An 18,091-nucleotide genomic window follows, 5' to 3' on the forward strand; every position below is an offset into this window, starting at 1 on the left:
TTGTCCTAAGCGTTAGATTCATCCTTTTCTCCTCCAAACTTATACCCCATTCCAAATACAGTAATGATAAACTCAGGATGACGAGTATCGGTTTCCATTTTTTTACGCAAATTTTTTATATGTGTATCAATATTTCTTTCGTATCCCTCGAAATAAGCGCCGTCTTCTTGTAATTTTTCTAATAGATCAGCCCTACTGTACACTCTCCCCGGATAGCTTGCCATCGTAATTAAAATCCTATATTCATTTGGAGTCAGAGCAAGAATCGCATCATTCAGCCTTACTTCCCTTTTAACGTGATCAATCCTAAGTTTATGATGGTTAAAACTTATTTGGTTACCGTTTTCCATCTGCTGTGTTCTTCTTAATAAAGCTTTTACTCTCACAACCACTTCTCTTGGACTAAATGGTTTTGTTACATAGTCATCTGCACCAATGACAATCCCATTAATTAAATCATCTTCGGCAGACTTAGCGGTTAGCATGATAATCGGTACATTACTATCCTTTCTTACCAACCTACATACTTCCTCACCTGAAATATCCGGTAACATCAAATCTAATATGATAAGATCAGGACTTTGTTCTTTTACAATTTTTAAAGCGTCAATTCCATTTGAAGCGAAAAGAACTTCCCATCCTTCTTTTTCAAAATAAGCTTCCAATACTTCAAGTATTACTTTTTCATCATCAACCACAAGAATTTTATTCATAAAAATCACCTCTTATAGGCATATTATCATTTTCTTCATTAAAAAGGGGAATCCTCATAAATTCCACACAATTCACCCAACTATAATAAATTATTAGAATAAAATTAATTTCGAGGGTAGAGTTGGTACTAGAAAGTATTCATTGTAAATAAGCATTATACAATCGTACAATGATCTACAATGCTTCTATTTAAAGCTCTCAACTCTTTTATATACAAACAATCTTGTTGCTCATCGTTATACAACAATGAAAAAGTGAGATTTTTTCTCTAAATACATCTTTCCTATTTGCAATATCTTCTTCAGCCAGGTTTTTAAATGATTTTCCAGTTCTTGATAGTGTCATATAAGTTCAAAGCCCAAACATTATTGTTTCTATATTATCCTCAAATTTTTAGAGTTACTCTGTTAAGACCCAAATTGTTTAATAATTCCTTTTTATAAATATTAAAGCCATTAATCTTTATCAAATGTTAAAGCATTAAAGCTAGCAAAGCCAATTTGTATCACGGCGAATGAATCACTTTCCCCAACGTCACACACCTCCATTTAATTTAAACTTATTTTAACGCTCTTTTTTTAATTTCTCCGCAAAAAAAGAGGTTAAGGTCTTGATTTTGTGTCGATTAAATGACGACATCCTGAAATACAAGGACAAGTATCAGCCATCAAAATTTGCTATTCAAAATTTCAATTATTTTCATAACCGTATTTACGTCTAATTCTCCCTTTATCTAATTGGCAATGTAGTAGTATAATTGTTCTAACTGAAATGTACCCTTTATGCTAAACTTTTGTGCAAAAGAGAAGGACAAAGTATTATAAAAAGAAGCAAAGATGTGTCTGTAATCCTACTTATTTTTATACATAGGTGATTATACACTTAGGGTTATAACTCTGATTACAGAAGGATATTAGCTCTAATTCTTGGTGGAAAAGGAGGGGTTTTGTTGAAATTGATAAGAAGAAATGGTATTGAAAAGGTTAATAACATATATTTACATATTTGGTAATTCAACTGTGGTACTTAATGTACTGAAAAATTTATATAGTTACCAAAAGGTGTCATTAGAAAATAATAAAGCATATCTTGAGAAGTTAAATGGCTTAGATAACCAAATTAAAAAAGCTGAAGAATCTAAGCAGAGTATTATCTCTAGCATTAGTCAAGTAACTGATCTCGAGTTTAAAATGGATTTAATAAAACAAGGTGAGGAATTATCAAAACAAATTAGACAGTTAAGAAAGAAGAAAAATGAATTAAATGATGAACAAGAAGAACAAAATATGAAAAAAATTGAATTGCAGAAAGTAGTGGGATTATTACTTCATCCTGAAACCTTTTATAAAAAATCAAACAACTAAGGAAGTAAGAAATTATTTAAAACATGTGATAGAATCAATTGAGTATAAGCCAAATAAGGAAATGGTAATTAATTAAACTTTTGCTAAAAAGGCAATGAGCATCACCACCGTACCTCCCAAAAAATTTAATCAATTAAAAGAAAAACTCAAAACTGAAAAAGACAGAGTAAGTAAAAAGAAAGTAAAAGAACAAAATCAAAAAGTCCTATTTAGCCTATTATCTACCTTGTGGGATAAAGATCCTAATAAAATTGGGAAAGATGAGGCTAGTATAGTAAAGTTTATATATGAGGCTTTTGAGGAATTTAATGGGACGAATGAGGAATGGGCATACCCAAAGTTTATTGGTACGGTGGCACCGCGGTTCATTCGCCCCTTCTTATAAGGGGAAGAATGGATTTTTTTATGCTTAAAAAAATACGGGAGTGATATTAAGTGAAGACGATTTTTTCTGGAATTCAACCTAGTGGTACACTTACACTCGGTAACTACTTAGGTGCAATGAAACAATTTGTAACGCTACAGGATGATCATCAATGCTATTTCTGCATCGTTGATGAGCACGCAATTACAGTACCACAAGATCGACTAAAGCTTAGAAATAATATTCGTTCTTTAGCCGCGCTTTATTTAGCAGCAGGCATTGATCCACACAAATCTACTTTATTTATTCAATCGGAAGTTTCTGCTCATACGCAGCTCGGTTGGATCTTGCAATCGCAGAGCTATATCGGCGAATTGGAACGCATGACACAATTCAAGGAAAAATCAGATGGAAAAGCGGCTGTATCTGCAGCTTTATTCACGTACCCATCCCTTATGGCGGCAGATATTCTGTTATATCAAACAGATATCGTCCCAGTAGGCGAAGATCAAACGCAGCACCTTGAATTAACACGTGATGTAGCACAGCGCTTCAATAATCGATATAATGATATATTCACCATTCCTGAAATAAAGATTCCGAAGGTCGGCGCTCGTATCATGTCACTTCAAGAGCCTACGAAAAAAATGAGTAAATCCGATGAAAATGAAAAGGGATTTATTTCGATGCTGGATGAGCCGAAGAAAATTGAAAAGAAAATAAAAAGTGCAGTCACCGATTCAGAAGGCATCGTCGCATTTGATAAAGAAAAGAAACCGGGTATTTCTAACCTGTTAACCATTTATTCAAGCTGCACAGGAGAATCAATCAAAGCATTAGAAAAGAAATATACAGGTGTTGGCTACGGTCAATTTAAACAGGATGTGGCAAATGCTGTTATTCAGTTGCTTGAACCAATTCAACAACGATACCATCAGCTTATCGATTCGGATGAATTAGATTTGATTCTTGATCAAGGCGCAGAAAAAGCATCGTTTACAGCGAACAAAATGCTACAAAAAGCGAAAAAAGCAATGGGACTTGGAAGAGTTCGTAAAAAATAGTCATGGAGTCGATTAGATATCGGCCCCGAAAAAAACCAGCGAAGGATAAATATCCTTCACTGGTTTTTTGATTTTTGCTTTGATGGATGATATGCATGCTCGAACTCCCACAGTTTTTCAAGGAAAGGCTGACCTTTTATCAGCTTTTCACATAAATCCTCATGGGCGTCTGTCCAACCATACTTCACTCCTTCATATAGCGCTTCCCATACCTTTTCCTCGTTCATATAACGAATGGCCGGATATTGCTTTGGGTCCCATTCGGTTAACCAATAACGAAGCTCATTAATGTTATTTGATGTATGTAGCTGATCCAACGCCATCATTAAAAGCTGCTTAAGCTGTCTTTCCCGCCTCGTCAATCCATATACAAGCTCAGGTGGCATCGATAGCATATGGTATTCTTTTTTGTATGCCGTCTCATCAAAACTAAAATGCTGTGGTTTAGTATTTTCAATCATATCGTATACAAGCTGTTCCTGTCTTGGTATCAACCTACTTTTCCGGATTGGAATTTGATAACCAATTGTATCAAAAGCAAGCATATCAGTGCCGTCTGTTACGACACATGCATAATCTAATACAGATCGTTCATGCCCTTTACGCATATATGCACGCTTATAAATCATATCAAGCAATGCTTTAGGCAGATCATGCATATCATTTTCAATAAAATGAAACAGTGGTTTACTTATGTATACGAGCGGAACCTGGTCTAACAACTCAATTTTATCTTCTTTTCGCCATTCGTGAAAATAGCAAACACTATATCCATTTTCTTCTCCCTCAAACCAATTCACCCAAACATCATGCAAATATAACATAGTCAACCCTCACTTCAATCAAAATTGTTTCAGAGACAGTCATAATGGCGAAGCAGCTACATGAGTTTTTCCAAAACTGGTACATTTTGAACGTGTACCTTACCATCATTATGACCAACTAAAACAAAAAATATTCGATTGGATGTTAAGGTTTGGTCGGAAATTGAAAGATAGCAATTGTCATAATTACGATACCAATGGGAAGAAAATAACATTCCAACTGGCCGCTTATATAAATAAAATATTCGGTCCATGACACGCCTGCTGGCAAGAAATTCATATAGGCAATTAAGGTTACACCGCCAGAAACAGCGAGCCCAAATCCGAGTAAAAAAATAAAAATTATTCCCACCATACCACCGCCCACGCTTGTCCAATGCTTTATACCATTTTATGCAAGCGAACAAGCATTCATGCAAGGCAATCCTTTATAGAAAGCAACTCGATAGGAAAGCACTATTTTTCACACGAAAAAAAAGGCGTCCATAAATCTTTTATGACTTATGGAACAGCCCTTTTCAACATAATAAAACACTATTATTCATATTTCTTAAACAATAAGGAAACATTGTGACCGCCAAACCCTAATGAGTTACTCATTACAAAGCGAACAGCTTGCTTTCTTGCTTCATTTGGAACATAATCTAAATCACATTCAGGGTCAGGTGTCTCATAATTAATTGTCGGTGGAATCATTCCATTTTCAATTGTTTTAACAGAGATTACTGCTTCCACCCCACCAGCAGCTCCTAGCAAATGCCCTGTCATTGACTTCGTAGAAGAAACAGCTAATTGATCTGCATGATCTTTAAAAACATCGCGTATTGCTGCTGTTTCATACTTATCATTCAAATCTGTACTTGTCCCATGCGCATTAACGTAGTCCACACTTTCTGGATTAACTTGTGCGTCCTCCAGTGCTTGCTTCATCGCTCTTGCTGCGCCTTCTCCACTTTCTGCAGGAGCAGTAATATGATATGCATCCCCTGTAGCACCATAGCCTACAATTTCAGCATAAATGTTAGCCCCACGCGCTAAAGCAGAATCTAATGTTTCTAGTACCAGAAGACCAGCACCTTCCCCCATTACAAACCCGTCTCGATGCTTATCAAAAGGACGACTTGCTTTTGTTGGGTCCTCGTTAAATGTCAGAGCCTTCATGGATGAGAAGCCAGCAAACGACATATTTGTAATTGGTGCTTCTGCTCCACCAGCAATCATATAATCGACCTGTCCACGTTGCACAGCTTTAAATGCGTCACCAATAGAGTTCGCTCCAGAAGCACAAGCTGTTACTGAACAAGAATTAATTCCTTTAGCTCCTAATTGAATCGAAACTTGACCTGCCGCCATATCTGGAATCATCATCGGCACAAAGAACGGGCTCACACGACGATGCCCCTTCTCTAAAAACTTTCGAAATTGATCTTCATACGTTTGCATACCACCAATTCCTGAACCGATCCAAACTCCAACTCGTTCTGCATTGCTTTCATCAATAACAAGCTTTGCATCCTCAACAGCCATTTTTGCTGCAGCAACAGCAAACTGTGTAAATAGGTCCATTTTACGTGCATCTTTTTTATCCATATATTTTGCTGCATCAAAATCCTTTACCTCTGCAGCTACTTTTGCAGGAAATTCATCCTTATTCACATGTGTGACAAAGTCAACCCCTGACTTGCCTGCTATCAAGCTATCCCACATCGTTTGTACATCATTACCAAGTGGAGTAATCGCTCCAACCCCTGTGATGACTACCCTTCTATTCTCCAATTTTTACCCTCCTATCATGCATGGTTCTTTTTCTATTATCGCTATTATCGTCCCCAGCGAATTGCAACTGCACCCCACGTTAATCCGCCGCCAAAGCCTACGAGGACGATGAGGTCATTGTCTTTTATTTTACCGTTCTGAACGCTTTCTGATAAAGCCATAGGAATGGACGCTGAAGAATTATTTCCATACTTTTTAATTGTTGTTGCCATCTTATCCTCTGCAATCCCTAATCGCTCGCGTGCAGCATTCATAATTCGAATATTTGCTTGGTGCGGAATCAAATAATCTACATCTTCTTTATTATAACCTATCTTCTCAATGACATTAACCGAGGACTCTGGCATTTGTCGAACAGCGAACTTAAATACTTCTCTACCATTCATAATAATATGCTTTTGATCATCCTCATACAAATGCTTTCCACCAGTACCATCTGCTCCTAGCTCAAAGGATAGTATACCTTTACCTTCTGATACTTCACCTAGCACGACAGCACCGGCGCCGTCACCAAATAATACACACGTGTTACGATCCGTCCAATCAGTAATTTTCGATAGCTTCTCAACACCCACTACCAATATATGCTTATACGTTCCGGTTTCAATAAATTGCTTTCCAGTAATCATTCCATACATAAAGCCTGCACAAGCAGCACTTACATCCATTCCTGCCGCTTTTACTGCACCAAGCTTTTCTTGCAGCACACAAGCAACAGATGGAAATGGTGTATCAGGTGTAACAGTCGCTACTAAAATTAAATCAATATCCTCTGCCTGGATATTCGCATCCTCCAGCGCTTTTTGCGCTGCAAAATACGCCATATCCGATGTATCAACATCATCAGCAGCAATTCTTCTTTCCTCTATTCCAGTACGCGTGCGAATCCACTCATCGCTTGTATCTACTATTTTTTCCAAATCTTTATTTGTAACGATTTTTGGTGGAGCATAATGACCTGTTCCAATTACGCCAACGCCCATAAATCCATCCCCTTACACATAATGTTATTATCAAATGTTATGACTTGGTACTAATTTTAATGCAAAAAAGATTTTCTAGCAAGTAGTTCGCTAAAAACGCTTTTTTCCTTATTGCTGATCCGCGTATTGATTTGGTAAAAGTCCTGTTTCCTTATATTCGTCAATTGCCTTGTTTAACGTTAACTGAAAAGACTCAGGAACAATTCGGCTAAATGGAGAGAGTGAGATAATATTGTTTTTAAAATCAAAGGAATAAACCTTTCCCTTTAGCTTACTCTTATTAAATTTTTCAGCTGCTAAGCTATACAACATATCCACATGCTGTACCGTACTTGTCAATACCGCATCAGGATCAACATTGGATTGATCCATCACATATCCAATCGCATATAAATAATCATTAGCTGCAAGCTCCAGTATTTTTTTACTGAACGCATCTCCAACTGGATAAAAAACGTCGGCTCGTTTCTTTTTCATCTCTTCATACATATCAACAGCCTTTTCTGTTTCATTCCAATCATGAACATAATCAATTAACACATTAGCTGATGGATTTTGAAATTTTACCCCTTCATAAAACCCCTCTACTTCAGGCTGCCACTCATATGCTGCAATAATACCGACTTGATCGGTTAGGGTCATTTTTCCAGCAACCATCCCTGCAAAAAAGCCCATGACATGTCCGTTAAAATTAAAGCTTGTTACATTGTTACTCGAATAAGAACCATTAAAATACACAAAGTGAACATCTGGATAGAGCTCTGAAATATCAACGAAATATTTACCAAAGCTGCTACTATGACCAAAAATTAAATTGACTCCTTTGTGTGCGAATTCATCTACCGCATCAAGCACATCTTGCTCCGTTTTTACATTTTCTTTATAAAAAACGTCTACATCAAAGGAGTCCTTAATATGTTGCAGTCCTTCATAGCCCTTTGTATCCCATGATTTCTCCTTAATCGTTCCTTCCACTAGCATCCCGACTTTCTCTAGATTGCCTTGGTGTGCCATATCGCCACAGCCAGCTACTATTAAAAGTGAAATCATAATTAATTGAATGAGAATAAATCGTTTCAATGTAGGCACTCCAATCATTTAGCTATTCTTTGAGGTCAGGTCATTTGTCATGATAAGGCTCCACTGCTGCCTTTCTTATCTCTTCTTAAAGAAGATAATACCATGAATGACGTTCATAATGCTCCTTTAAAATACGCACGATGGTATTATTAGGTCTATTGTCACGAATACTGATAGAATTTTCAAGCTTTTTATTTTGATCCTTACTATGTTGAGATCTTACAGTTAGTGCTGGTTCCAAAAACGTATGATTTTTCCATTGTAACATAATCGGAATGAAATCCTTAACATATATTGCTTCTTGAATGAAAAGGTTGGACTCGAAGGGTATCCATTCTCCTCCTATACGTACACCATCATTTGCCATTGGCATCCATTCTCCAACAAGATACGGAATATGAATATCTATCATTTGATCATCTAGCTGCTTCATTTCCCTAGTTCCAATGCGTACGGCTCTATGCGAACTCGGTAATGGATGTTCATTCTGTTGTTCAATGATAAAAATATCATCATATCGCTTTTCATCTATCGTTTTGCAAAACGTAAATTGATCATTTCTACCAAAAAACATTGATAAATGATCTTTTTGATCCGTATCGACATGGTCGCATCCATACACTTTTTCACCTTGTTGGAGTAAATGATCTACAATGTGATATCCTATCCAATGAAAGCAATTCATAACCAAGGTTGTCATGAAAATCCCCCTTATTTTAAAGTCATATAACAATTTTATTCAGAAGAAATGCTTTTCATTTCTCCACTCATTTGATAAAATTAATGAGAATCATGTGCATAAATGAATATATACGTTTCATTAAATTATTTTAATATGAAAATCGAGGTGTATCCTATGCGTTATATATGGACAATAATTTGGGCAATGTTAATTAGTGGCGTGTTATCCTATGTGCTTTCCAGTATGGCTGCAAACCCATTTGTTTTAAAAGACACGCTTATTTTAGGCGCAATTTTCGCGATCTTCATTTTTATTCTTGGTGAAGGTGTACTACGCGAAGAAAAGAGCAACTAATAGAACCGATATGCTATCGGTTTTACCGCTTTACATAAAGTATGCACGGAAAACCCTTGCCTTCTTGGGATGAACGGCAAGGGTTTTTCATTCATACTGGCATTCCTTTTTACTTGGCATGTTCTGTTTCCCGTAGAAATAACATAACGAGCTACTTTTCCGTTAATACCAAGGTAATGCACTAAGCGCTACGATTGCTGCGAGTGGTAATATTAATCGTCTAAAACGTCGTGGGTAAAAGCCATAGCCTCCATAACCGAATGGACCATAAAAGCCTGGGTACCCAAAACCAAATCCAGGATAGCCATAGCCGAGAAAACGACTTTCTTCAGCTGATACCATTGGTGAATCGGTTTCATTATACGAAATGGGAACAGCAAAATAAGCATACTCTTCGTCCAAGCCAGTTACTATTCCGTTAAACGTCGATCCATCATGCAGTTCGACAAGTACATAGGAATGCATATGCTCCTTACACAATTTATATATATTTTTTTGATCATGTCTCATATGATACCCCTCCTCACCATTTAGGATATTCAAACGCCCAAATGGTGGTGACGGATGAAATGAGGAAGCTGTGATCAATTTATACATTGTTCAAAATACTGCTTGCACGCATATTTCAATCTTTTCTTTTTAGAATGTAAACAGGAGGTTACTTTTTTATGGAAATAGCAAATGAATTATGGTTGATAATTAAATATGTTGTACTCGGACTTATCCAAGGTTTTACCGAACCAATCCCGATTTCATCAAGTGGACATCTCGTTATTTTGCGTGAGTTATTCATGCTCGATATTAAAGGACTTTCCTTTGAGATTCTAGTTAATTTTGGTTCGCTAATTGCTGTTCTGCTCATCTATCGGAACGATATTATCCGATTAATACAAAATGGGTTTAGGTATCTTATATCAAGAGAAGAACAAGCAAAAGGAGATTTTCATTTTATCCTATTATTAGTAATAGCAACGATACCGACAGGCATTATTGGTATTTTATTTGAGGATAAAATAGGCGATCTTAGTAAAGCATCTACTGTTGGTATTACATTACTCATTACAGGACTTGCTTTGTGGATTATTCGTAATTTACGTGGTAGAAAAAATGATGGTGACATTACCATTAAAGATGCTCTCATAGTTGGGTTGGCTCAATCTGTTGCATTAATTCCAGGTATAAGTCGATCTGGTGCAACTATCGTAGCGGCGATGTTGCTTGGAATGAAGCAAGAAACAGCTCTCCGTTTCTCGTTTTTATTATATATTCCAGTAAGCTTAGGTGTTGGTATTTTATCAATCGGAGATATTGTGAACGATCCGAACATTGATGCACTAATGATTCCTTATTTACTTGCATTCATTGCTTCCATCATCGCTTCTTACTTTGCGTTAAAATGGTTTATAAATATCATGGCAAAAGGAAACCTTAAATATTTTGCTTTTTATTGTTTCATTGTCGGTGTGCTGGTACTACTTTTCATGTAATGCTTTTAAGCTTTTCCACCCCTATCCTAGTGGGTGGATTTTCTTTTCCTTCTTAAATTGTGTCTAAATCGTTAATATTTCTTTACAGATTTGTGAACATTTCTTATAATAAAGATGAATCAATTATTAGCACTATTATTTCTAGAGTTTTTTAATCACTTTTTAAACATAAACATGGGGGTATGGAAGATGGGACTTCTTGGATCAATTACAATTATATCGTTATTCTCATACTTTTTAATGGCATGTCTTTACTTTGTAACGAAAAAGTGGAGTGGAGTAAAACGTTTTGATGCAATCTTATCCTTTGCTTTTTGGCTAACGAGCATCATAGCATTAACGTATTTTGGCGTTCAAGCCACAGCAGGGCAGCATATCGTAACACCGTCCTTATGGATAACGTTATTTGCATTTGGAAGTATGCTTGTGCTTGGAAAAGCATTTTTAGGCTACGGAAATACAAATACTTCAACAGAAAGCTAACTAAAAACTCTAACTTTGCTGGTACCAAAGTTAGAGTTTTTATTATGTTAAATACACCGTTAAATAGATGCCATTAGCCACCACTCACTGGAGGAATAAATGCGACAACATCCCCATCTACTAAGATGGAATTGTCTGTCACATATTCTTCATTGATCGCGACCATGACATTTTCCGTGTTTTGAATATCATACTTCCTTAGATATGTATTTTTCAATTCTTGAACAGTCATCCCCGCTGCTTCTACCGAGATTTTCTCTTTTCCGACAGATTCTTGAAGCTCCGCAAAAAATAATAGATCAACCATTGTTCATTTCCTCCTTAGAAGGTATCTTCTTCTCATAAGATATTTGTTCTTTCTGATCTCCTATCCATGAAGTACCGTCCTCCCAATGCTCTTTTTTCCAAATTGGGACAATTTCTTTGATCCGTTCGATAGCATATCGACTTGCTTCGAATGCATCATTACGATGCGGTGTAGAAACAGCAATAACAACAGCTACATCTGAAATATCTAATCGACCAATGCGATGAACAATAGCTGTTTGTGTATCTTTCCACTTTGCTTCAATTTCGGTACCAATTTGCAGCATCTTTTTTTCTGCCATTGATGCATATGCTTGATATTCTAAGTATAAAGTTCGCTTATCTTTCGTAAATTCTCTTACTGTACCGATAAATGTACTAATCGCTCCTGCTTCAGGACGAACTACTTGATTTATTGCTGCCTGTACATCAATTGGGTCCGTTGTAATCCAATAATTTTTGTCCATAGCTACCTCTTTCTCAAACATAATTCTGCCAATATTGGGATGTGATCGTCTAATTCTGATAAGGCAAATGTATAATAGTCATGTTCCTGACAAACGACGTTAGCATGCAAGCCAACAGCAACGATATTTGATAGTGTGCTTAGCAACTGCAAATCTTCCTCATTTCGAATTAAAACGATTTTAGGATAATGCGCTTGTTTATAGCCTTCCACTAACAATAAATCGAATGAAAAAGAACGATATAAAGCAATAATCTCTTCCAAAGAAAAGGAAGCCTCAGCGTTTAATTGCAAAAGGCTTTCTCCTTGCACTGTACTCACCTTAGCTCCTGCAAGCATAAGTGAATGGCTATCTGTCCCCGATACATGTGTTGGATTACCACCATGTCCATGATGCTTAATTGTCCCTATTTTTATTTGATTTTTTGAGAGATATTCGATTAATTTCACCATGACGGTTGTTTTTCCTGCGTTTTTATAGCCTACAATTTGACTTATTAGAGTATTTTGCGACATTCCCATCTCTTTACCTCTATCTGCTTTTTTACAAAGAAAAGGCCGATCCATTCGATGAACCAACCCTCTTTTTCATAACAATACGTGTTCGTTTCAAAATCAGTCTGGAATTCCAAGCGCAATTTTTGCGTAGCGTGACATTCTTTCTTTCCCCCATGGCGGGTTCCAAACAATTTTAACTTCTACTTCCTTTACTTCTGGAATATCAGAAAGCGCTCGTTTAACATCTGATTCAATATGCCCTGCTAATGGGCACCCCATTGCGGTTAATGTCATTGTAACTGTACAGAGTCCGGCCGCATCCAATTCTACATCATATATTAAACCGAGATTAACAATATCTATTCCAAGCTCGGGGTCAATTACGTTTTCAAGCGCACCCATTAAATTTTCTTTTAATGCTTCCTCCATGCATTTCCCTCCTCTAACGCGATATATTCTTATTTAAACATATTTCATGCTTTTTTTAAATGATTTGCTTTACTATCTTGGAGCAGAAAATGTTCAAACCATTTAGTTGTTTCCTGCATTGCAAAACGACTAACTTTATGATCTCGATTCACTTCTTTTATAAAGCGGACATTTTTTCGATCCGGATATTGCTCTCTTACCTCTTGATAAAAACTATAAGATTGATCAAAAGGAACAACCTTATCTGCATCACCATGCCAAAATAAGAGCGGACGATTTGCTAGCGTTTCTTGTTGTAGCGATAAATCGATTCGCTCCAATTCTCTAAATAATTGTTGGATTGCTTCTTCGGACATAGGCAATGGACCTTCGCTCGTAAAGTGGTTCATAAGCTGTTTTGCATAAGCTGTAATACGGGGGGTTCCCATGAGAACTGCTGCTGCTTTAATCCACGGAAACTGTGTCATTGCCGCCGAGGTCGTAATTCCTCCCATGCTCGTACCAGCTACTCCAAAACGCTCGTCTAATAGAAGTCCTTCCCTGGAGAGATATGTTTTGATATGCAATAAATCCTGCAGATTTTGAAGCACAATATTCCAAAAAGCGAGCTGTCTTTGTTGAGAAGATAATGTATTGTCACGCTCGCCGTGATGAATACTATCTGGAAGTAGGACGCGAAATCCTTTTTCTGCAAGCATGTAAGCTAAAGGTAAATTTTGCTCCTTCGCACTTGTAAAACCGTGAAAGTATGTAACAATAGGAAGTGGATTTGCTTCCATTGTATGATCCTGAATGATAAGGGTAGGTATGCTACCGATGTTTAATTTTTGTATACCGATCATTCGCCACAACTCCTCATTAAGTTTCTCTCTACTATTCATCTTAATATCTTTTTTTATAAACATCAAAGTAATTCGCTCTTTACTTATTTAGAGAAGACTAATACACTAAAATAATACGAGGTGAAACAAATGAAAAATAACAAACATTTAATTGCATTAGATTTAGATGGAACACTTCTAACAGACAAAAAACAAATAAGCGATCGCACGAAAAAGATTGTATTACAGGCTATGAAAGAAGGACATGTCGTTGTTATCGCAACTGGCAGACCACATCGCGCAAGTATTGGTTACTATCATGAGCTCGGACTCCAAACACCAATGGTGAATTTTAATGGCGCATTAATCCACCACCCGTTAGATAAAAAGTGGGACGCGCTTCATAATCCAATGCCAAAACGAACAGCACTTGGTATTGTTGATGCCTGTCATCAATTATCCGTTAAAAATATTCTAGCTGAAGTTCAGGATAATGTTTACATAGACAAATATGATGACGAAATCATTAGCATCTTTAATCAAGCATCAGCAAACACGAACTTTACGGTAGGAAATTTAAAAACCAAACTAAATGATGATCCGACATCTCTCCTTATTCACCCGAAGGAATCACATATTATTGAGCTTCGCAATCATTTAGACGACTATCACGCTGAAATGATTGAGCATCGTAAATGGGGAGCACCATGGAACATCATTGAAATCGTCAAAAAAGGAATGAATAAAGCAGTTGGATTAAAAAAAGTGGCACATTATTATAACATTCCTCAAGAACGCATTATCGCTTTTGGGGATGAAGATAATGATTTAGAAATGATTGATTATGCTGGTGTTGGTGTTGCAATGGGGAACGCCATTGATGAACTAAAAAAGGTTGCCAAGCACGTGACAAACACGAATGAGCAGGATGGTATCGGTCAATTTCTAGAAGAATACTTAAAAATCAATGTAGAAAAAGCGATATAATTCTTAAAATGGACTTCCACAAAATGGAGTCCATTTTTAATTGCTTCCCTTCCCTCATTTTACCTGCAATATTCCAGTTATTCCGTATCATACTAGTAAAGAACGTTGAATACGTTCATTTTGCTGGGGGGATTATGATGGGAAAAAAGAGTAAATCAAGACGATTTGTTCAATACGGATCTGATTCTGTTAAAAAGCATGCAGAACGATTTCCTTACCGTTCCCGTTTTTCTGATGTCGAGCGCAAGCACGAGGAAGCAGAAGACCATCATGTAGGAGGGTTTTAAATTGGAAAACAATAACTTATTCCAACAAGCTAAAAATGCTGTTCAGCAAATGATGAATATGCAAGGAAATGCGAATGAACAGGATAAACAAGCAGCTAAAAACGCAATCCAAGCAGCGTACAATGATTGTACACCAGAAGAAAAACAACATTTGCAGCAACTAGAACAGCAGCTTGAGCAACAACAACTAAGCTAACCTCCATCACATTGCCGTAAGTCCTTTGGGAATTTCCCGAACGCACTCCGTCTGTGATGGCAATTACCAATTCATTTATACAGGATGAAAAGGGATTGCTGCAAGCAGCTAACATACAAAGGATGCTCTAAGATAGAGCATCCTTTGTTTCATGCTTATCCTTTTTTCTTTCCTCAATTTCTGCTACTATGTAAGTACATATGAAAGATGAGGAGGAATAAAAATGAGTGTACGTGCGGAATCCACACCAAATCCGAATGCACTAAAATTTACGACGGATACATTAATTTTTGAAGGAACGAATAGTATTTCAGTAATGCCTGGTGATACAAGTGAACATGAAATTATGAATGACTTAATGAAGCTTGACGGGGTTGCCAATGTATTTGGCTATCAAAATTTTATTACCGTAAACAAAGATATGGATGCTGCATGGGAGACGCTTACTCCTAATGTAATGGAAGTTTTCGAGAAACACGGCTATTAATACTTTACATAAAGCTGTACGCTTAAACAACGTTCCTTGAAATCCTTCTTAGAAGGAAAGACACGGAACGTTGTTGTTTTATACCGTTATCGATAGGACAGGTCAACTGGAATATAATTCGGATTTACTTTTTCACCTGAGCTCGTCTTTCCATAGGCAGTAATAATCACAACTGGATCTTCATTTTCTTTCATATCTTCCGTAATATCCTGTTGTATTGTAAACTTCTTCCATCCCTCTTCCGTATCGAACGGAATACGTGATTCCTTTTTCACTACCGCTTTTCCTTGCTTCATTTCATAAAAAAAATCAATGTTTTTTCCTTTAGCTTCCCCTACCATTTCAATTTTTCCACCCGTAATCCGCACCTCTACATTACGGAAATTAGCGGCAACCTCTTGTTCTTGTGCTTCAGAAGCTGTCTTTATATTTGATTCTTGCTCGTTATTCTTCGGGTTTTCACTATTACTACATGCGATTAAACTAAAAGCAAGAAGTAAAAATACAATATATCTCATATACGCTCTTCCCCTATCTTCTATAGTTATGCTTCCCTTCTAAAAAAGCCAAATATTCCTGCTGTTTCGACGATATTTGTAAATGCATTCGGATCAATTTCTTTAATAATTTTTTCTAAATCATATAATTCATAACGGGTTATGACTAAGTAGAGCATATTTTTATTTTCATTAGAGTACGCTCCTTTAGCAGGAACGATGGTAATCCCACGAACCATTTTTTTATGAATCGCAAGCTGTAACTCTTCTGCTTTTCGTGTAATAATCATTGCCGTAACTTTTTCATGACGCGTATGAATTGCATCGATTACACGTGTTGTAACATAGAGTGCAACGAGTGTATATAATGCATTTTCAGGCTCGTACAATATTCCAGCTAATGCTATAATAATTGCATTTAAGGAAAGAAAATAGATACCAATCGGCCTATCCTTCATTCTCGATAGGACCATTGCTACGATATCCATTCCACCAGTTGATGCACCTAGCTTTAACGTTATCCCAACACCAGTTCCAGCAATCACACCGCCAAATACAGCATTAAGTAAAATGTCATCTGATATCGTTAATACCGGTAATATCGCTAAAAAAATCGACGTAAAAATAACAGACACAACACTGTAAATCGTAAAGCCTCTACCTACCTTCAACCAGCCGAGAATCGCGACTGGGATGTTAAACAAAAGTAATAAAATACCTGTACTTATTCCAACCCCAAGAAAATCTTTAAACACACTGGAAACAAGCTGTGCCGCTCCAGTAAACCCGCTTGCATAAACATTTGCACCAATTAAAAAGAAGTTCAAGGCAATTGAATTTAAAAAGGCACCGAAAATTACAATAACCATTCGCTTGGCTTCAACTAAAAACATGACAGCCTCCTCTGTTGGAATCAAATTCCTAAGTTTATTTTTCCATTTTTGAAAATATTATTAATTACACTTTGACTAAACAGCAATCAAGCTATAAACTGTTAGTAATATGATATATGAAATGAAGGTGAAAGTATGGCAATAAAGATTCTTGCTGATTCTGCCTGTGACTTAACAGAAAAACAGTATAACGAATATAACATTGAAATGGTACCACTTACCGTGCATTTGGATGAAAACGATTATGAGGATGGAAAAACCATTTCACCTAAGAAGGTATATGATGCGATGCGCGAAGGAAAAAGCGCAAAAACTTCCCAAGTATCTCCACAAACGTTTAAGACTATTTTTACATCTTATGCCAAAACAAATCAAGTCTTAGTGTATTTGGCCTTTTCATCTGAGTTATCAGGTACATACCAAACAGCAAAAATGATGGAACAGGAAGTAAAAGAAACATATCCAGACGCTCCAATCCATGTAGTCGATACAAAATGTGCATCAATTGGGTACGGCTTAGTAGTATTAGAAGCCGCAAAGCTCGCACAAGGCGGAGCAAGTCTTGATGAAGTATTAACAAGGGCAGCTTTTCATGCAACACACATGGAGCATATTTTTACTGTCGATGATCTTGAATATTTATATCGTGGTGGACGTGTTAGTAAAACAGCAGCATTTGTAGGCTCCTTGTTAAAGATCAAACCGATTCTTCATGTAGAAGAAGGAAAATTAATTCCACTTGAAAAAATTCGTGGCTCCAAAAAGCTTCTTGGACGAATGCTTGAGATTATGGAGGAACGTGGGGTTAATCTGAAAGAACAGACAATCGGAATAAGTCACGGTGATGACCTTGATAGAGCAGAGCAATTAGCAAGCATGATTCAGGATAAATTCGGTTGTAAAGATTTTGTCATCGAAATGGTTGGTTCTGCCGTTGGTGCTCATTCAGGACCAGGAACACTCGCACTCTTTTTTCTTAATTCAAATTCTAAATAATACGAGTAAAGCGGAACAAGCACAAGTTTGCCTGTTCCGTTTTTTGCTTGAGA

At 36.8% G+C, this 18,091-nt stretch carries 26 protein-coding genes; 11 read left to right on the forward strand and 15 right to left on the reverse strand.

Annotated elements, in window-relative coordinates:
- Positions 1–5: 5 nt before the first annotated feature.
- Positions 6–713, reverse strand: coding sequence for a response regulator transcription factor (locus SPK86_RS01395; RefSeq protein WP_330948526.1), 708 nt, complete (start codon positions 711–713; stop codon positions 6–8).
- 975 nt (positions 714–1,688) lie between these two features.
- Between SPK86_RS01395 and SPK86_RS01400 the strand changes: the two genes are divergently transcribed.
- The 3 genes from SPK86_RS01400 to trpS all read left to right on the forward strand — a co-directional run bounded on the left by SPK86_RS01400 (position 1,689) and on the right by trpS (position 3,506).
- Positions 1,689–2,078, forward strand: a complete 390-nt coding sequence (locus SPK86_RS01400; RefSeq protein WP_330948527.1) for a hypothetical protein — start codon at positions 1,689–1,691, stop codon at positions 2,076–2,078.
- Positions 2,079–2,172: 94 nt separating this feature from the next.
- A complete protein-coding gene (locus SPK86_RS01405; RefSeq protein ID WP_330948528.1) occupies positions 2,173–2,463 on the forward strand; it encodes a hypothetical protein in 291 nt (96 codons plus the stop codon).
- A gap of 50 nt (positions 2,464–2,513) precedes the next feature.
- The gene (trpS, locus tag SPK86_RS01410) at positions 2,514–3,506 is read left to right on the forward strand and encodes a tryptophan--tRNA ligase (RefSeq protein WP_330948529.1); all 993 of its coding nucleotides are present in this window, start codon (positions 2,514–2,516) and stop codon (positions 3,504–3,506) included.
- Between the two features lie 56 nt (positions 3,507–3,562).
- Here trpS and SPK86_RS01415 read toward each other — a convergent pair whose 3' ends face one another.
- The 6 genes from SPK86_RS01415 to SPK86_RS01440 all read right to left on the reverse strand — a co-directional run bounded on the left by SPK86_RS01415 (position 3,563) and on the right by SPK86_RS01440 (position 8,869).
- Complete coding sequence (locus SPK86_RS01415) at positions 3,563–4,330, reverse strand: YjbA family protein (protein ID WP_330948530.1); 768 nt, start codon at positions 4,328–4,330, stop codon at positions 3,563–3,565.
- Positions 4,331–4,475: 145 nt separating this feature from the next.
- Positions 4,476–4,685: a hypothetical protein gene (locus SPK86_RS01420; protein ID WP_443089742.1), complete on the reverse strand. Its 210-nt coding sequence runs from the start codon at positions 4,683–4,685 to the stop codon at positions 4,476–4,478.
- 182 nt (positions 4,686–4,867) lie between these two features.
- The gene (gene fabF / locus SPK86_RS01425; protein ID WP_284139431.1) at positions 4,868–6,106 is read right to left on the reverse strand and encodes a beta-ketoacyl-ACP synthase II; all 1,239 of its coding nucleotides are present in this window, start codon (positions 6,104–6,106) and stop codon (positions 4,868–4,870) included.
- Between the two features lie 44 nt (positions 6,107–6,150).
- Positions 6,151–7,089 carry a beta-ketoacyl-ACP synthase III gene (locus tag SPK86_RS01430; RefSeq protein WP_284139432.1) on the reverse strand — a complete coding sequence of 313 codons (939 nt, stop codon included), beginning with the start codon at positions 7,087–7,089 and terminating at the stop codon, positions 6,151–6,153.
- A gap of 108 nt (positions 7,090–7,197) precedes the next feature.
- On the reverse strand, positions 7,198–8,178 hold the full coding sequence (locus SPK86_RS01435) for a BMP family ABC transporter substrate-binding protein (protein ID WP_443089745.1): 981 nt from the start codon (positions 8,176–8,178) through the stop codon (positions 7,198–7,200).
- Between the two features lie 76 nt (positions 8,179–8,254).
- The gene (locus SPK86_RS01440; protein WP_330948531.1) at positions 8,255–8,869 is read right to left on the reverse strand and encodes a hypothetical protein; all 615 of its coding nucleotides are present in this window, start codon (positions 8,867–8,869) and stop codon (positions 8,255–8,257) included.
- A 156-nt stretch (positions 8,870–9,025) separates the two neighbouring features.
- Here SPK86_RS01440 and SPK86_RS01445 point away from each other — a divergent pair, with 156 nt between their 5' ends.
- Complete coding sequence (locus SPK86_RS01445; protein ID WP_284139435.1) at positions 9,026–9,205, forward strand: YjzD family protein; 180 nt, start codon at positions 9,026–9,028, stop codon at positions 9,203–9,205.
- Positions 9,206–9,367: 162 nt separating this feature from the next.
- On the opposite strand, the gene SPK86_RS01450 is transcribed toward SPK86_RS01445, so the two are convergent.
- Positions 9,368–9,715, reverse strand: a complete 348-nt coding sequence (locus SPK86_RS01450) for a hypothetical protein (RefSeq protein ID WP_330948532.1) — start codon at positions 9,713–9,715, stop codon at positions 9,368–9,370.
- Between the two features lie 158 nt (positions 9,716–9,873).
- Between SPK86_RS01450 and SPK86_RS01455 the strand changes: the two genes are divergently transcribed.
- Positions 9,874–10,692: an undecaprenyl-diphosphate phosphatase gene (locus tag SPK86_RS01455; RefSeq protein ID WP_284139437.1), complete on the forward strand. Its 819-nt coding sequence runs from the start codon at positions 9,874–9,876 to the stop codon at positions 10,690–10,692.
- Positions 10,693–10,881: 189 nt separating this feature from the next.
- Positions 10,882–11,175 (forward strand): hypothetical protein, encoded by a 294-nt coding sequence (locus tag SPK86_RS01460; protein ID WP_330948533.1) that lies wholly within the window; start codon positions 10,882–10,884, stop codon positions 11,173–11,175.
- 73 nt (positions 11,176–11,248) lie between these two features.
- Here SPK86_RS01460 and moaD read toward each other — a convergent pair whose 3' ends face one another.
- From moaD to SPK86_RS01485, 5 genes are read right to left on the reverse strand one after another with little or no spacing between them, the layout of a single operon-like run.
- Positions 11,249–11,482 carry a molybdopterin converting factor subunit 1 gene (gene moaD, locus SPK86_RS01465; protein ID WP_284139439.1) on the reverse strand — a complete coding sequence of 78 codons (234 nt, stop codon included), beginning with the start codon at positions 11,480–11,482 and terminating at the stop codon, positions 11,249–11,251.
- Positions 11,475–11,948, reverse strand: a complete 474-nt coding sequence (locus SPK86_RS01470) for a molybdenum cofactor biosynthesis protein MoaE (protein WP_284139440.1) — start codon at positions 11,946–11,948, stop codon at positions 11,475–11,477. The genes moaD and SPK86_RS01470 overlap by 8 nt, the downstream gene beginning before the upstream one ends.
- A gap of 2 nt (positions 11,949–11,950) precedes the next feature.
- Positions 11,951–12,514, reverse strand: coding sequence for a molybdopterin-guanine dinucleotide biosynthesis protein B (mobB, locus tag SPK86_RS01475; RefSeq protein WP_330948534.1), 564 nt, complete (start codon positions 12,512–12,514; stop codon positions 11,951–11,953).
- A gap of 48 nt (positions 12,515–12,562) precedes the next feature.
- A complete protein-coding gene (locus SPK86_RS01480; RefSeq protein WP_284139442.1) occupies positions 12,563–12,874 on the reverse strand; it encodes a metal-sulfur cluster assembly factor in 312 nt (103 codons plus the stop codon).
- Between the two features lie 44 nt (positions 12,875–12,918).
- Complete coding sequence (locus tag SPK86_RS01485) at positions 12,919–13,716, reverse strand: prolyl oligopeptidase family serine peptidase (RefSeq protein ID WP_330948535.1); 798 nt, start codon at positions 13,714–13,716, stop codon at positions 12,919–12,921.
- 129 nt (positions 13,717–13,845) lie between these two features.
- Between SPK86_RS01485 and SPK86_RS01490 the strand changes: the two genes are divergently transcribed.
- The 4 genes from SPK86_RS01490 to SPK86_RS01505 all read left to right on the forward strand — a co-directional run bounded on the left by SPK86_RS01490 (position 13,846) and on the right by SPK86_RS01505 (position 15,652).
- Positions 13,846–14,682 (forward strand): Cof-type HAD-IIB family hydrolase, encoded by an 837-nt coding sequence (locus tag SPK86_RS01490; RefSeq protein WP_330948536.1) that lies wholly within the window; start codon positions 13,846–13,848, stop codon positions 14,680–14,682.
- Positions 14,683–14,816: 134 nt separating this feature from the next.
- On the forward strand, positions 14,817–14,969 hold the full coding sequence (locus SPK86_RS01495; RefSeq protein ID WP_284139654.1) for a hypothetical protein: 153 nt from the start codon (positions 14,817–14,819) through the stop codon (positions 14,967–14,969).
- 1 nt (position 14,970) lies between these two features.
- Positions 14,971–15,165: a DUF3813 domain-containing protein gene (locus tag SPK86_RS01500; protein WP_284139445.1), complete on the forward strand. Its 195-nt coding sequence runs from the start codon at positions 14,971–14,973 to the stop codon at positions 15,163–15,165.
- Between the two features lie 223 nt (positions 15,166–15,388).
- Positions 15,389–15,652, forward strand: a complete 264-nt coding sequence (locus tag SPK86_RS01505) for a NifU N-terminal domain-containing protein (protein WP_284139446.1) — start codon at positions 15,389–15,391, stop codon at positions 15,650–15,652.
- A gap of 86 nt (positions 15,653–15,738) precedes the next feature.
- On the opposite strand, the gene SPK86_RS01510 is transcribed toward SPK86_RS01505, so the two are convergent.
- Positions 15,739–16,170 carry a hypothetical protein gene (locus SPK86_RS01510; protein WP_284139447.1) on the reverse strand — a complete coding sequence of 144 codons (432 nt, stop codon included), beginning with the start codon at positions 16,168–16,170 and terminating at the stop codon, positions 15,739–15,741.
- A 26-nt stretch (positions 16,171–16,196) separates the two neighbouring features.
- On the reverse strand, positions 16,197–17,042 hold the full coding sequence (locus SPK86_RS01515; protein ID WP_284139448.1) for a YitT family protein: 846 nt from the start codon (positions 17,040–17,042) through the stop codon (positions 16,197–16,199).
- Positions 17,043–17,177: 135 nt separating this feature from the next.
- On the opposite strand from SPK86_RS01515, the gene SPK86_RS01520 reads away from it, so the two are divergent.
- The gene (locus SPK86_RS01520) at positions 17,178–18,038 is read left to right on the forward strand and encodes a DegV family protein (RefSeq protein WP_284139449.1); all 861 of its coding nucleotides are present in this window, start codon (positions 17,178–17,180) and stop codon (positions 18,036–18,038) included.
- Positions 18,039–18,091 lie beyond the last annotated feature (53 nt).

The sequence above is a fragment of the Virgibacillus sp. MG-45 genome (genome assembly GCF_036409425.1).
In the GTDB taxonomy this organism is placed as follows: Bacteria; Bacillota; Bacilli; order Bacillales; family Amphibacillaceae; genus LDC-1.